Raw genomic sequence first — 14,411 nt, 5'->3', positions numbered from 1 at the left:
TAACACGGGTGCTACCGGTATAGGAGTTACCGGACCTACTGGACCTTCTGGTGGGCCTCCTGGACCTACCGGACCTACCGGACCTCAAGGTACTCAAGGTAACACTGGTGCTACCGGTGTCACCGGACCTCAAGGTACTCAAGGTAACACTGGTGCTACCGGTGTCACTGGACCTCAAGGCGCTCAAGGTAACACGGGCGCTACCGGCGCTACCGGTGCTACCGGACCTAGAGGTAACACGGGTGCTACTGGACCTCAAGGTGCTCAAGGACCAACGGGTGCTACTGGTATAGGAGTTACCGGACCTACTGGACCTAGCTTCCCAGTAGCGACAATTGTTGTAACAAATAACATTCAACAAACAGTACTCCAATTTAATAACTTTATTTTTAGTACTGCAATTAACGTAAACAATATTATCTTTAACGGCACAAATACAGTTACTGTTATTAACGCTGGTATTTATGTAATTAGCGTATCTATTTCTACAACTGCGCCAGGATGCGCTCCACTTGGAGTAGGAATTTCAATTAATGGAGCAGTTGCTACTGACAACTTCTCTTCAAATCTAATAGGCGACTCACTTTCATTTACTACAATCGAAACATTAGCTGCTAGAACAAACATTTCTGTCCAATCTACCTTAAGCGAAATTACAATCCCCCAAACAGGCAACACTAACATCCGACTTACTGTATTTAGAATCGCTTAAATTTCACCACTTATTGTTTATGACAAATAAAAAAAGAGCGAGAAATTCGCTCTTTTTTTGCTATGTACAATAATTCATTACTACTCTAGTTCAATCGAAACATTTTTTTGTGGTACAAATGTAGAAATTGCATGTTTATAAATAAGCTGTTGCTTACCTTCTGTCTCCAGTAGGACTGTAAAATTATCAAATCCTTTAATTAATCCACGAAGCTGGAAACCATTTAATAAGTACAGCGTAACGAACGTATTCTCTTTACGGAGTTGATTTAAAAACTGATCTTGAATATTGATTGATTGCTTCATGTCGAATCCTCCTCTTTTTCTCTACTTAAATATTATTCGACTTTAGTTGTAACTTTCCTTCTATGTATCGTAAAATTTCTGACGTTTTTTCACCATCTGTAACATCAAACCATGTGACATCCATTTTATTGCGGAACCATGTTAATTGACGTTTGGCATAACGGCGTGAATTCGTCTTTAATTGTGACACCGCTTCTTCTAAAGAGACACGATTCTCAAAATAACCATATATCTCCTTATACCCAATCGCTTGAATAGATTGACAATCTCGCATCCCTCTACTATACAGCCCTTCTACTTCCTCTAATAAACCTTGTTCCATCATTAAATCCACTCGCAAGTTAATGCGATCGTATAGCATTTCTCGATCCATTGTCAAGCCAATTAATGAAACATCATATAATAACTCGTTTTCTTGTTTTTCAAGTTGATCACTCATTTTTTCGCCCGTCGTATGGAAAATTTCTAACGCACGAATGACACGTCGCACGTTATTTGCATGAATACGCTCCGCGCTTTCTGGATCTACTTCTTGCAATTTTCCATGTACATATTCCACACCACGTTCTAAAGCTAACTTTTCCATTTGTTCTCGGTATGTAGCATCACCAGCATCATCTGTAAACTGATAATCGAATAAAACAGATTGTATATAAAGACCGGTTCCACCAACTATAATTGGTAATTTACCACGCTTTGTAATTTCTCGAATATGTTTACGAACACGTTCTTGAAATTCCGCAACGGAAAATGATTCTTCCGGATCTTTTATATCGACCATATAATGTGGAATTCCATCCATCTCTTCTGTTGTTACCTTTGCAGTTCCAATATTCATCGTGCGATAGATCTGCATGGAATCGCCACTTATAATTTCACCGTTCAACGCTTTTGCAAGATCGATACTTAACTTCGTCTTCCCAACAGCAGTGGGTCCAATTATGACAGCAACTTTTTCACGTTGCAATTCTCCCATATCATTCAACTCTCTTTATGTAATGTACTCCATCTATTGATTATACCCAATCTTACCAATTTTAACGACATGATTGCAAGTTCTTTCATTTCGGTAAATGAAATTATAAATAAAAAAAGAACATAGTTTGTCCAATTCTGCATATACATGATAAAAATCGCTCGGAGAGGATGGGTTGACTATGAAACAATCCACTATCAATTTTTCAACACTAACAAATGACCTCATTTTGGCTACAGCTACAAAAGAACAAAATTGTTCACAAGACGAATTGTACTTCGCCTTAAATTGTTTACTACGTTCTTTTCATTCTACTCTTCAAGAAACAACGTTACATTCGGAAAACACACATACAGAGTATATGCAAACTCAATTTTGCAGCGCATATAAAATTATTACAGGTAAAACAATTTATCCATTTCAATAACCATTTTTTGAGGCGATATTGTTATTACAAAATGATAAAAAGCGGTTGCTTACATATTTTCAAGCAACCGCTTTTTTACATTAATAAAGATAAATTATTTTATAACTTTCACTTTAACGGATTTACGACCCCAACTATCAGCATTGCTATTTGAACCAACTAAAACATCAATACGGTTTCCTTTGATCGCACCACCAGTATCTCCAGCAATCGCTTCTCCATATCCTTCCACCCACACTTTTGATCCAAGAGGGATTACTTTTGGATCCACAGCAATAACTTTCATATCGGGATTCGCTGTTAAATCATGCCCCATCGCAGTTAACACACGTCCACCATACGTACCATTCTCACCTGGATTCGCTGTATATGCTGTCGCTTCTACTGTTATTTCACGCCCACCAGCAGGTGCACTAGTTTCAGTAGATTTCGCAACTGGTTTCGCAGTTGACTTTGTTTTTTCTACAGGTTTACTTGAATCTACACTCTTAACAGCTTCTTTACTCTTAACTGTCGTATTATTTTTAACCGACGTTTTCACTCTAGCCGGTGCTTCTTCTTGAGTTACCACTTCTTTCGTTTCAATCACAGGTGCCGTTCCTGTTAAAAATGGAACGTGAGCATATGCTGTTTTCCCATTATATTCGAATTGTAACCATTCATTTTGAACTTGATTTGTCGTTTCAATCACATCATCTTTATTTAGTTTACCAATAATTTCAGAGTCAGTATTCGCTCCAGCACGAACATTTAATACGTTCGCCGCTACATAATAAGTACTTTTTGTAAATTCAGCACTTACAAATGCTTCTTTACCATTTAATTTAATTTTTGTCCATCCGTTTTCTGTATTTATAACATCTAATTTATTTCCACTTAACATTTTACCTACAAGCTTTGACTCGACAGTTGGGTTTTCTCTAACATTTAATACGTCCGTTGTTACAATCGTTTCCGCTTTCGCAGAACCTGCAAAAATCCCAAGACCAAAAACTGCTGCTGTTGCTATACCTAATAATTTTTTCATGAATAGCCTCCATTTGCTTTGTTTTCGTATTTTCATTATAGCAACAGATTTGGGGGATTTTTAGAAATCACACAATTACAAAGCATTCGTAATACACCATTAATGAGCTGTAACATAAATTTCCATATTCATAAAGTGCATTTCCAATAGAATCCCCAATAGTTTTCATATATTTTCCACATAGAAGCGTGAGAATTTTTTCCAGGAAAAATTACAGTATTACTGTTTTGTTACAAAAAAATCACGTTTCATTACATCTTTTACCAAAATTCATCATTCTCCAACTATTAACCTACTTTTTTGTAATAAAAAAGGAACAACTCCTATTAGCTGTCCCTTTTATCATTTATTTAACTTTCTTTTTCCAAACACCAATCATAACCGCTGAAACAATCGTTCCAATTAATATAGAGAAAATATATAGCAACGGTTTATTTACTAATGCTATAACAAATAACCCACCATGTGGTGCTGGTAATGTAATTTGGAATAACATCGATAACGCACCTGCAATACTTGAACCAACAACACAACTTACAATTACTCGAATCGGATCTGCAGCTGCAAATGGAATTGCACCTTCTGTAATAAACGATGCGCCCATAATATAATTTGTTAAACCTGATTTACGTTCCGCTTCAGTAAACTTCGATTTAAAGAATGTAGTTGCGAATGCAATTGCAAGTGGCGGTACCATACCACCAGCCATAACAGCAGAGTGCACTCCAAAGTTCTGCGCTTCTATTGCAGCAATACCAAATGTAAATGCAGCTTTATTAATTGGACCACCCATATCAATTGCCATCATACCACCTAAAATAAGACCTAGTAATATAGCATTTGTACCGTTCAAACCATTTAACCATCCTGTTAACATTTCATTCAATGCTACTACAGGCGGAATTACTACTTTTTGCATTACAACTCCTGTAATTAACAATCCAAAGACTGGATATAACAAAACAGGTTTAATCCCTTCTAACTGTGCTGGTAATCCTGAAAATAATCTTTTCAATCCTAAAACAACATATCCAGCTAAGAAACCAGCAATTAATCCACCTAAAAACCCAGCATTCGCATGTGCCGCTAAAAACCCACCTACGACACCAGGCATAAAACCAGGTCGATCAGCAATAGAACTCGCAATAAATCCAGCTAAGATTGGTACTAGGAATAAAAACGCACCTGTTTTTCCGCCTCCAATAGACATTAGCAATTCAGCGATAGGACCTTCCGCCTTAATACCACCAACCCAAAACGCTAGCGCAATTAAAATTCCGCCACCAACAACGAATGGAAGCATATTACTTACACCGTTCATTAAGTGCTTATAAATTCCTAACCCTTTTTCTTTCTCAACACTTTCTATCTTCCCATTCTCTTTGACACCTTTAAAGATTGGTGCATCTTGTTTTACAGCACGATTAAGAAGATTTTCAGTTTTTCTAATCCCATCAGCGACTGGCACTTGAATGACATGCTTCCCAGCAAAACGGTTCATTTCTACTTGTTTATCTGCCGCAACGATAATAGCCGTTGCACGTTCAATGTCCTCTTTCGTTAAACCGTTTTTTATACCTGTTGATCCATTCGTTTCAACTTTAATTGCTATTCCTAGCTCTGCTGCTTTTGCTTTTAAACTATCCGCAGCCATATATGTGTGAGCGATTCCAGTTGGACAAGCTGTAACAGCTAATACGTATGGTTCATTTCCTTCTGGTTTTGCAACTTCAATGTCAGCTTCTTCTTTTTCATTTTCTTTATCATCAAATAAACGAAGAAGTTCCTCTTCATCCTTCGCTTCTAATAATTGCTTGCGAAACCCTTCATCCATTAATAATGTAGAAAGACGAGACAACGTTTCTAAATGCGTATTATTCGCCCCTTCACTCGCAGCAATCATAAAGAATAAATGTGCAGACTGTCCGTCCAGCGATTCGTAGTTGATACCGCTTACACTTCTACCAAAACAAATCGCTGGTTGCTTAACAGCTTTCGTCTTCGCATGAGGTATAGCAATACCTTCACCAATTCCAGTTGTACTTTGTGATTCCCGCTTTAAAATAGCTTCTTTAAATTCAGCTTTACTATTTAAACGATTTGCCCCGCTTAACTTCTCAACTAATTCATCTATGACAGCTTCTTTATTTGAAGCTGTCAAATTCATAATGACTGTATCCCTTTTTAATAGTTCTGTAATTTTCATATGTTGCTTCCCCCTATCGCTTAACTACAATTACTTGCGACAATAATTCTTCTACTTTTTCCTTTTCACATAAATCAGCTGAAAATGCTGTTGCACTCCCTGTAGCAACACCATATTGAAATGCTTTTTCAATATCTTTTGTCTGTTCATATTTACCTACAAATCCAGCAACGAGAGAATCTCCTGCCCCAACCGAATTAATAACGACACCTTTCGGAACAGTTGCTTCATATATACCGTCTGCCGTAAATAATAACGCTCCATCTCCTGCCATTGAAACGATGACATGTCCTACACCTTGTTCAATTAATTTTCTTCCATACGGTAAAATGTCTTCTACGGTTGAAAGCTCCACTCCGAATAACTCACTAAGTTCGTGATGATTTGGTTTAATTAAAAATGGTTTATTTTTAATTACATGCTGCAGCGCACTACCACTTGCATCTACTACTACACGAATACCTTTTTCTGCTCCAAACGCTGCGATTGATTCATAAAAGGTAGTAGAAATAGAAGCTGGTACACTTCCAGCTAATACAACACAATCTCCAGGTTGCATACTTTCAATTTGTTTCATTAATTGTTCGAATTGCTCATTTGTCACAATAGGGCCTTTACCATTTAATTCTGTTTCTTCTTGCCCTTTTATTTTCACATTAATTCGAGAATCTCCGTCTACTTGGACGAAGTTTGTTGTTACACCTTCCGTCTGTAATACATCTTTAATAAATTGACCAGTAAATCCACCAGTAAATCCAAGCGCTACATTTTCAACACCTAAACGATGTAGAACACGAGAAACATTAATCCCTTTCCCCCCAGGAAACTTCATATCTTTCTCTGCTCGATTTACTGTTCCTAAATTGAAAGAATTAACTTGCACTACATAATCAATAGATGGGTTTAAAGTAACTGTATAGATCATTGTTTATCAGCCTCAATTACATTGGTTTGTCTTTTATATTTTTCTAAATCAATTTCTAAATGGTTTGTAATAATATTTGCATCTTCAACATTTGCAATTTTCGCAAACGCAACTTCTGAAAATTTACTTTCATCAATTAAAAAATATCCTTCATTCGCTAATGTTAATGCCATTTGTTTTAAAAGTGCCTCTTCTGGATCTGGCGTTGTAAAACCAAGCTGTTCATGTACACCATTCGCTCCTAAAAAACATTTATCAAAACGATATTTCCGCATACTTTCCTGCGCCATTGCACCAATTAAAGCTTTCGTCCTACTCTTCATCATCCCGCCTAGTAAATATGCACGAATATTATTTTCAACTAAAGCTTCAATATGCATAAGTCCATTCGTAACGACTGTAACATCTTTATTTATTAAAAATGGAATCATTTCAAATGTTGTACTTCCTGCATCTAAATAAATACAATCACCTTGTTCAACAATGCTAGCGGCATAGTTAGCAATTTGTTGTTTTATATGAATGTTTTTGGATGATTTTTCAACCATCGTTGGCTCTTGCCCTTTTCCTGTTAAAACAGCCGCACCACCATGAACTCTTTTTAATAACCTTTGTTTTTCCAATTGTGCTAAATCACGACGAATTGTTGATTCAGAGCTTTCTGTTCTTTCCACTAATTGTTGTAATTTAACAACCTTCTGCTCTTTTACAAGTTGCAATATCATTTGATGACGTTCAGGAGTTAACATTTTATTCACCTCTTCTTTGATTACAGTATAATGAACACGATCACAAAAATCAACCAAAAACATTCATTTATAATCACTAACAACCAAAAACAATTATAAATAACCAAAAAGAAACCTATTTGATACAATAATCAAATAGGTTTCTTCTTTCGATCCACTTTATAGAGAAGCTTTATATATATCTAGAACATCATCTTTATTTAGTTTTTTAAAGTTACCAAATTCCCCATAGGCCATCGCTTTATCCGCCATTAAATCAATTTCATTTTCTCCAATAGCGTAATCAGCTAATGTTACTGGCGCTTCAATCGAAGTCCAAAATTGACGTAACGCCTCAATTCCTTCTAATGCAACCTCTTTATCTGTCTTCCCATCTGTTTCTACATCGAATACACGAATAGCGAACTGTTTAAAGCGGCTTACATTCTCATCTACAACATGCTTCATCCAGTTCGGGAATAAAATCGCAAGGCCACCTCCATGCGGTATATCATGAACAGCAGAAACTGCATGCTCAATATTATGAGTTGCCCAGTCTCCTTTTACTCCCATCGCTAAAATGCCGTTTAACGCCATCGTGCCGCAATATAAAATTGTTTCCCTATGCTCATAATTTTCTAGATCACTTAAAAGCTTAGGAGCTGTTTCAATTACTGTTCTTAAAACAGATTCACAATAACGATCTTGTAGTTCTGTATTTGTTCCATGATGGAAATATTGTTCTAATACGTGTGACATAATATCTACCATACCGTAAATTGTTTGATCTTTCGGTACAGACGCAGTATGAACTGGATCTAAGATTGAAAACTGTGGGAAAGTAACTGGGCTACCCCAGCCATATTTTTCATTCGTTTCCCAGTTTGTAATTACAGATCCTGCATTCATTTCAGAGCCTGTCGCCGCAAGTGTAAGTACAGTACCAAATGGTAACGCCTCGCTAGCAAATACTTTTTTCGTTACAATGTCCCATACATCTCCATCGTACTTACTACCAGCGGCAATTGCTTTCGTACAGTCGATTACACTTCCTCCACCAACAGCTAAAATAAAGTCGACTCCATTATCTTTACAAATTTGAATCCCTTTCTTTACAGTTGATACACGAGGATTCGGTTCAACACCTGTCAACTCAAACACTTCTGCATTTATATCCTTTAAGATAGAAATTACATTATCATAAATACCGTTTCTTTTAATACTTCCTCCTCCATATACGAGAAGAACTTTTTTACCGAACTGTGGAATTTCAATTTTTAACTGCTCTAATTGTCCTTTACCAAAAATAAGTTTTGTTGGATTACGAAATACAAAATTTTGCATATCCCTTTACCATCCCTTCTATATGAAAAGCAACTATACTTTTATATACCATATTTTTTTCATATCACAAAAATATTTGCTTTACAAAAAAATCCCAGCCTAAAGGCTGAGACTTTTTATTGATAATAAGGTGATATCATTAAGTAAACAATAACACCAGATAAACTTACATATAACCAAATTGGCATCGTCCAACGTACAATTTTACGGTGACGTGTTAATTGATTTGTAAAACCAAATACAAGTGCGAACAATGCAAGTGGTACAATAATTGCTGCAAGGATAATATGTGTAATTAAAATGATGAAATACACATATTTAATGAATCCTTCTCCGCCAAAATGTGTTGCTGGCGCTAAGTAATGGTACGATAAATACGACACACAAAATAGTAAAGTCGTTGTAAATGCTGCCAGGATGAAGCCACGATGCATTTTTACATTCTTTTTAATAATAGAGAATAACGCTGCTAATAAGAATACGAACGTAAAGCTATTAAAAATTGCATTTAACATTGGTAAGATTGTTACATCAAAATGTACTTCTCCTTCATAGCCAACAGGTCCAAAGAACAAAAATAAAATAATCGCATTTACAATTACAGAAAGCGTTATCACAATAGGAGCATAGCTTTTCTGATTAGTTGATTGATCCACCAAAATGGTCACTCCTCTTCCTTCAAATATGTATACGTAACCTCACTATTTTAACATATTATTCACAGTGTAAATGTGACAATAGTTTGACACAGTAAGACAGAGCAAAGAAAAAAATCCTTCTTAATAAAACTTCTTAAGAAGGATTTTATCGCTTTATTATTTAAATAGCAATGTAATTAGTTTTTGTTGAAAAACGTATTGCTATATGCTTGAAAAATTTCAGACACTTGATATCCCATTAAAGAAATTGCTGTTAATGAAAAGAAACCAATCATAAGAAATCGAAACCACATATAAATCTCCTCCTTGTATTTAGCCTATAAAGCAGTTGCTATATTACAAGTTGAGTGGCACTCTTCATCGTCACTTTCCTTCTTCTTCACAATCGCTGTTATAAATCGAATCATAAAGAAAATAACAAAAGGAAATTGTTCGTAATTTACATTGGCATAGTTTTGCAACGGCTCATGTTGCAAATCGGACGGGGATGAGAAGGAATAGAACATACCTTGCTCTTCCATATATACAATTACAATTTTCATGCAAAATAATATCCCAAGAAACGAAACAATATCTTGCCATTCTGTCGTATATAACAGGTTATACAGCTCTAATACGTACTCTTCCATCATCATCCCCCCTTCCTTTTTTATCATTCTGCTCTCCTTCGTATAAAAAGTCAAGAAAAAAGTTTATATTCACTATGACAATAGTAATTACTCTTTTCTTTACTTATATATGAATCTTTTCTAGCAATGATTGGATATACCTTTCTTCGAAAACAAGAAATTAGAATTGAACGGGTTCTTTATCCTCACCTTTAGGATTCAAAACCGAACCATTTTTATTTTTATTTCTTAAATAACTATTTACAAGACTTAAAAGTAATTTCCCACCAACCAACATCGCACGTTCATCAAAATCGAATTGAGGATGATGATGTGGATATGTTGCTCCTATTTCTTCATTACCCGCACCTGTGAAGAAAAATGCTCCTGGAACATGTTCTAAGTAGTACGCAAAATCTTCTCCCCCCATAATCGGTGGTATTTCAATGACCCTTTCTCTTCCAAGATCTCGTTTCGCAATCTCCATAAAATGACTCGTTTCATCTAAATGATTTATTAATATCGGATAGCCGCGTTTATATTGAATATTAACTTCAGCATGAAGAGATTGACAAATCCCCTCAACAACTCTTTTAAATTCCTTCTCCATAAATTCTCTCACTTCAGGATCCATCGTCCGAATTGTCCCTGTAAATATAGCAGTATCCGCAATAATATTATCTGCTTGACCAGCATGGAATGTACCAACTGTTAAAACTGCTGATTGAAGTGGATCAACTTTTCTACTCACTAAAAGTTGCAACTGATTAATAACTTGTGTTGCAACGATAATGGCATCTACAGTATGATGCGGCATACCTCCGTGACCGCCTCGTCCTTGAATCTTCACTTCAAAAGTATCAGCTGCCGCCATCATTGCTCCCGCTTTCGCACCAACAATTCCTACAGGCATTTGAGAAGATAAATGTGTGCCAAAAACAACATCTACTTCCTCTAAACAACCATCCTCAATCATAGCAATTGCTCCGCCAGGCTCTTTCTCTTCTGCATGTTGATGAATAAGGACTATTTTTCCTGAAAGTTGGTCTCTGTTATCGCTTAATACTTTTGCAACTCCTAAAAGTGTTGCTGTATGGCCATCATGGCCACAAGCGTGCATTACGCCAGGAACCTTTGATTTATATGAAACTTTCTTTTCATCTTGAATAGGTAGTGCATCAAAATCAGCGCGCAACGCGATCGTCTTCCCAGGTCTTCCTCCTTCAATTACGCCGATTACCCCTCTTCCCCCGACATCTGTTTTCACATCAATATGAAAACTTTTTAAAATTCTAGCTATTTTTTTCGGTGTTTCTATTTCTTGAAACGATAGCTCTGGGTATTGATGAAAATCTCTTCGCCACAAAACCATTTGGTTATATAAACTTTCCAATTCTTTATGCCATGTTTCTATCATAGAAATGCCCCTTTCTTTTTTAACACTTTAAATAAAATTTATACAATATTCTGTGTTTAATCAATGAAAAAAGAGAACTTTCTCTGAAAGTCCTGCTACTATTCTAGTAATAGTCTAGTTACTATTTTGCTTCAATACAAATACTGAAAGTTCAGGTACACTCCAAAATCTAACAGGCATTCGGGTTGTCCCAATACCACGATTTACGTATAAATGTAATGGCTTACTCTTCCCTTCTAATTCATACATACCTTCAACATGACTCTCAGCTAGTTTTGTAGTAATTAATGGACCTATAAAAGGAATTTGAACTTGTCCTCCGTGACTATGGCCTGACATTTGAAAATCAACTGGGTAACGTGCTACTTTGTCTACAACATCCGGCTCATGTACTAAAAGCATATTGAATTCTTGTTGCCTTATATGTTTTAAAGTCGATTCTATTTGCGGCTTCCCTAATAAAAAATCATCCAAACCTGATATTGTAATATATTTACCGTTTTCCGCTTTAATTTTCTGCACTTCATTTACTAACACAGAAAAACCAGCTTCCTCCATGTACTTTTTGTAAAATAAACTACCGCCCCCACCTCTATCATGATTCCCAAACACAGCATATTTTCCTAGGGGAGCTTTAATTTTCTGCAAAATAACCTTTGCTTCTTCTCTTTCCGCACTATAGGATCCAAACTTATCTATTAAATCTCCTGTAAAAACTACTATATCTGGATGTAATTCATTCATCTTCTCCACCAAATTTTCTAGTTGTTTCAATGTAAAATCTGGTCCTAAATGTACATCTGAGAATTGCAATATTTTTTTATTATTAAACTCTTTAGGAATTGTAGGAGCTTCTATTTCATTCCACGTAACTGTTACTAGTCTTCTTTCTATTTCTGTCGCATAGAAATACAAACTTACTGGTATCATTAATATACTTATGAAACTAATAATAAATATCTTTACAATTGGTTTTTTCCGTTCTTTTTTTACATGATGCGTATTCATGTTTTCACCTCTAAAATCACTTTAAAGCCTTATTGTTACATTAATGTGACAACATGAACAATGTTCGTTATATCCAATTTTATCCCCACTACCTTTGACAAATTTATACAGAAGTCATAACATATTTTTATAATACATAGATTCTTTAAAATGTTTCTTCTATTCATTCCATCATTCTATTAAGGAGAGGTTATTCATGTCTGTATTTACACCAGAAGAAATTACGGAACTTGCTGCTAATTCTGGAAGAAAAAAAGCTCATTTATCATTGCTCCCTATGCTAATTCTCGGTTTTTTTGGTGGTGCTTTCATAGCATTAGGATATTTACTTGATATCCATGTTATCGGAACAATGCCAAAATCTTGGGGATCATTTTCTAGTTTTCTAGGTGCTGCCGTATTCCCTATCGGTCTTATACTCGTTATCCTTGCAGGCGGTGAATTAGTAACTGGCAACATGATGACCGTTTCAATGGCATGGCTTCACAAAAAAATCGACTTATTTCACTTCATACGAAATTTAGTTATTGTTACGTTTAGCAACTTCATAGGTGCTATATTCGTCGCTTATTTTTTTGGTCATATCGTCGGCTTAACGGAGGGAGCTTTTTTAGCAAAAACTGTTTCTATTGCACAAGCTAAACTACAAGATACACCACTGCAAGCCTTCATTTCTGCAATCGGGTGTAATTGGCTCGTTTGTTTAGCTGTTTGGCTCAGTATGGGAAGTAAAGAATTTATCGGAAAGATTGTCGGTATTTGGTTCCCTGTTATGACTTTTGTCGCGATTGGATTTCAACACGTTGTAGCCAATATGTTTGTCATCCCAGCTGCAATTTTTTCTGGTCATTTAACTTGGGTTGAATATTTTCCAAACTTCATTTTTGTTTTCTTCGGAAACTTAGTAGGGGGTATGTTATTTGTAGCATTACCTTATTTCATATCTTATAATAAAAAACTACCTTCCAATAAAGAGAAAACTACATTAAAGAAAAAATCTGTATCCGCTTAAATTGAATGTCTATAAAGTGGTCCTAAAAAATATTACAAATTTCATTTTTTTTGCGAATATATGTACGTACACTTGTTCTCGAATGTTTTATACGTTATAATAACAACTTAAATAGCATTATTTACATATGAGGTGAAAAACATGAATAAAACAGAATTAATTAAAAACGTAGCACAAAATGCTGAGATTTCTCAAAAAGAAGCTACTGTAGTTGTACAAACTGTAGTAGAATCAATCACTAACACTTTAGCTGCTGGTGAAAAAGTACAACTTATCGGATTCGGTACATTTGAAGTTCGTGAAAGAGCTGCTCGTACAGGACGTAACCCACAAACTGGTGAAGAAATGCAAATCGCAGCTTCTAAAGTACCTGCTTTCAAAGCTGGTAAAGAACTTAAAGAAGCTGTAAAATAATGAAAAAATAGCCTTCTCGTTTATGAGAAGGCTATTTTTTTCATTACATAATTAATAAAAATTTGACCATTATGCTGCTTTTTTTGTTCCTTTAAGCAAATATAACCGTTTCTTTCAAAGAAAGGTTTTGCTGTAATACTCGCCTCAGTATATATCTCCCTATGCTGCAATTTCACTGCTTCTTTTTCTAACTTTTGTAGTATATAAGAAGCTATGCCTTTTCCTTGATAACCTTTATGTGTAAATAAGCGATCTACGTAATGCTCATCATTATAATCCCCAAATCCCACTATTACTCCTTTATAATCGGCAACATAACAAATATTCTTTTCTAAAGACTCTAACCATCTTTCTCTATCTAGTCGATCTGGTGCCCATGCCTGTAGCTGTAACACGTTATAATCTTTTGCATTAACCGTATGAACTGTTTCATAGAACAACTGTAATACTTGCTCTAAATCCTCTTTCTGGAATGTTCTAATTATAATATCCTTCAACATATGTAAATCTCCTTATCAAACTAACACTTAGTTTTTCTACTATCTACAATTCAATATTTTTGCTTTATTATATCTTTTTATTTTCTATACGAACAAAAACAATACTTTGAATAAGTATTGTTTTTGTAATAATCATATGCAAT

At 35.4% G+C, this 14,411-nt stretch carries 16 protein-coding genes; 4 read left to right on the top strand and 12 right to left on the bottom strand.

Annotated elements, in window-relative coordinates; translation table 11 throughout:
* A partial coding sequence (locus tag CDB3_RS05930; RefSeq protein WP_142263474.1) for a Gly-Xaa-Xaa repeat protein occupies nucleotides 1-712 on the top strand: 712 nt, incomplete at its 5' end.
* 80 nt (nucleotides 713-792) lie between these two features.
* Here CDB3_RS05930 and hfq read toward each other — a convergent pair.
* Nucleotides 793-1,017, bottom strand: a complete 225-nt coding sequence (hfq, locus tag CDB3_RS05925; RefSeq protein WP_000813896.1) for an RNA chaperone Hfq — start codon at nucleotides 1,015-1,017, stop codon at nucleotides 793-795.
* A 25-nt stretch (nucleotides 1,018-1,042) separates the two neighbouring features.
* Nucleotides 1,043-1,993, bottom strand: coding sequence for a tRNA (adenosine(37)-N6)-dimethylallyltransferase MiaA (gene miaA / locus CDB3_RS05920; protein ID WP_128853746.1), 951 nt, complete (start codon nucleotides 1,991-1,993; stop codon nucleotides 1,043-1,045).
* 181 nt (nucleotides 1,994-2,174) lie between these two features.
* Between miaA and CDB3_RS05915 the strand changes: the two genes are divergently transcribed.
* Entirely contained in the window at nucleotides 2,175-2,420 is a 246-nt protein-coding gene (locus CDB3_RS05915; protein ID WP_071771467.1) for a hypothetical protein, read from the top strand.
* A gap of 94 nt (nucleotides 2,421-2,514) precedes the next feature.
* On the opposite strand, the gene entD is transcribed toward CDB3_RS05915, so the two are convergent.
* From entD to CDB3_RS05870, 9 genes are all read right to left on the bottom strand, one after another.
* Nucleotides 2,515-3,447, bottom strand: a complete 933-nt coding sequence (entD, locus tag CDB3_RS05910) for a cell wall-binding protein EntD (protein ID WP_128853745.1) — start codon at nucleotides 3,445-3,447, stop codon at nucleotides 2,515-2,517.
* A gap of 346 nt (nucleotides 3,448-3,793) precedes the next feature.
* On the bottom strand, nucleotides 3,794-5,653 hold the full coding sequence (locus CDB3_RS05905; RefSeq protein WP_128853744.1) for a PTS fructose transporter subunit IIABC: 1,860 nt from the start codon (nucleotides 5,651-5,653) through the stop codon (nucleotides 3,794-3,796).
* A 13-nt stretch (nucleotides 5,654-5,666) separates the two neighbouring features.
* Entirely contained in the window at nucleotides 5,667-6,578 is a 912-nt protein-coding gene (gene pfkB, locus CDB3_RS05900; protein ID WP_128853743.1) for a 1-phosphofructokinase, read from the bottom strand.
* Nucleotides 6,575-7,327, bottom strand: a complete 753-nt coding sequence (locus CDB3_RS05895; protein ID WP_128853742.1) for a DeoR/GlpR family DNA-binding transcription regulator — start codon at nucleotides 7,325-7,327, stop codon at nucleotides 6,575-6,577. Before CDB3_RS05895 ends, pfkB begins: the two co-directional genes overlap by 4 nt.
* A 159-nt stretch (nucleotides 7,328-7,486) precedes the next feature.
* Nucleotides 7,487-8,650: an iron-containing alcohol dehydrogenase gene (locus tag CDB3_RS05890; RefSeq protein ID WP_128853741.1), complete on the bottom strand. Its 1,164-nt coding sequence runs from the start codon at nucleotides 8,648-8,650 to the stop codon at nucleotides 7,487-7,489.
* A 116-nt stretch (nucleotides 8,651-8,766) separates the two neighbouring features.
* Nucleotides 8,767-9,309, bottom strand: a complete 543-nt coding sequence (locus tag CDB3_RS05885) for a DUF420 domain-containing protein (RefSeq protein WP_000228315.1) — start codon at nucleotides 9,307-9,309, stop codon at nucleotides 8,767-8,769.
* 317 nt (nucleotides 9,310-9,626) lie between these two features.
* Nucleotides 9,627-9,965, bottom strand: a complete 339-nt coding sequence (locus tag CDB3_RS05880) for a hypothetical protein (RefSeq protein ID WP_128853740.1) — start codon at nucleotides 9,963-9,965, stop codon at nucleotides 9,627-9,629.
* Between the two features lie 133 nt (nucleotides 9,966-10,098).
* Complete coding sequence (locus CDB3_RS05875; protein WP_128853739.1) at nucleotides 10,099-11,334, bottom strand: M20 metallopeptidase family protein; 1,236 nt, start codon at nucleotides 11,332-11,334, stop codon at nucleotides 10,099-10,101.
* A 114-nt stretch (nucleotides 11,335-11,448) separates the two neighbouring features.
* Nucleotides 11,449-12,342, bottom strand: coding sequence for a metallophosphoesterase (locus CDB3_RS05870; protein WP_128853738.1), 894 nt, complete (start codon nucleotides 12,340-12,342; stop codon nucleotides 11,449-11,451).
* A 196-nt stretch (nucleotides 12,343-12,538) separates the two neighbouring features.
* Here CDB3_RS05870 and CDB3_RS05865 point away from each other — a divergent pair, with 196 nt between their 5' ends.
* Together CDB3_RS05865 and CDB3_RS05860 are read left to right on the top strand one after the other, a co-directional pair.
* Nucleotides 12,539-13,354: a formate/nitrite transporter family protein gene (locus CDB3_RS05865; RefSeq protein ID WP_128853737.1), complete on the top strand. Its 816-nt coding sequence runs from the start codon at nucleotides 12,539-12,541 to the stop codon at nucleotides 13,352-13,354.
* Nucleotides 13,355-13,495: 141 nt separating this feature from the next.
* Complete coding sequence (locus CDB3_RS05860; protein WP_001043904.1) at nucleotides 13,496-13,768, top strand: HU family DNA-binding protein; 273 nt, start codon at nucleotides 13,496-13,498, stop codon at nucleotides 13,766-13,768.
* 20 nt (nucleotides 13,769-13,788) lie between these two features.
* Here CDB3_RS05860 and CDB3_RS05855 read toward each other — a convergent pair whose 3' ends face one another.
* Nucleotides 13,789-14,268, bottom strand: a complete 480-nt coding sequence (locus tag CDB3_RS05855; RefSeq protein ID WP_128853736.1) for a GNAT family N-acetyltransferase — start codon at nucleotides 14,266-14,268, stop codon at nucleotides 13,789-13,791.
* Nucleotides 14,269-14,411 lie beyond the last annotated feature (143 nt).

Origin of the sequence: Bacillus sp. CDB3, from assembly GCF_002081505.1 — a bacterium.
GTDB lineage: Bacteria > Bacillota > Bacilli > Bacillales > Bacillaceae_G > Bacillus_A > Bacillus_A cereus_AT.
Note: the sequence above shows the minus strand (reverse complement) of the source record. Positions and strands in the feature narration are given on the sequence as shown.

Coding starts and splice junctions, on each gene's coding strand:
- hfq (WP_000813896.1), bottom strand. CDS start 1,017: ATGAAGCAATCAATCAATATTCAAGATCAGTTTTTAAATCAACTCCGT.
- miaA (WP_128853746.1), bottom strand. CDS start 1,993: ATGGGAGAATTGCAACGTGAAAAAGTTGCTGTCATAATTGGACCCACT.
- CDB3_RS05915 (WP_071771467.1), top strand. CDS start 2,175: ATGAAACAATCCACTATCAATTTTTCAACACTAACAAATGACCTCATT.
- entD (WP_128853745.1), bottom strand. CDS start 3,447: ATGAAAAAATTATTAGGTATAGCAACAGCAGCAGTTTTTGGTCTTGGG.
- CDB3_RS05905 (WP_128853744.1), bottom strand. CDS start 5,653: ATGAAAATTACAGAACTATTAAAAAGGGATACAGTCATTATGAATTTG.
- pfkB (WP_128853743.1), bottom strand. CDS start 6,578: ATGATCTATACAGTTACTTTAAACCCATCTATTGATTATGTAGTGCAA.
- CDB3_RS05895 (WP_128853742.1), bottom strand. CDS start 7,327: ATGTTAACTCCTGAACGTCATCAAATGATATTGCAACTTGTAAAAGAG.
- CDB3_RS05890 (WP_128853741.1), bottom strand. CDS start 8,650: ATGCAAAATTTTGTATTTCGTAATCCAACAAAACTTATTTTTGGTAAA.
- CDB3_RS05880 (WP_128853740.1), bottom strand. CDS start 9,965: ATGATAAAAAAGGAAGGGGGGATGATGATGGAAGAGTACGTATTAGAG.
- CDB3_RS05875 (WP_128853739.1), bottom strand. CDS start 11,334: ATGATAGAAACATGGCATAAAGAATTGGAAAGTTTATATAACCAAATG.
- CDB3_RS05870 (WP_128853738.1), bottom strand. CDS start 12,342: ATGAATACGCATCATGTAAAAAAAGAACGGAAAAAACCAATTGTAAAG.
- CDB3_RS05865 (WP_128853737.1), top strand. CDS start 12,539: ATGTCTGTATTTACACCAGAAGAAATTACGGAACTTGCTGCTAATTCT.
- CDB3_RS05860 (WP_001043904.1), top strand. CDS start 13,496: ATGAATAAAACAGAATTAATTAAAAACGTAGCACAAAATGCTGAGATT.
- CDB3_RS05855 (WP_128853736.1), bottom strand. CDS start 14,268: ATGTTGAAGGATATTATAATTAGAACATTCCAGAAAGAGGATTTAGAG.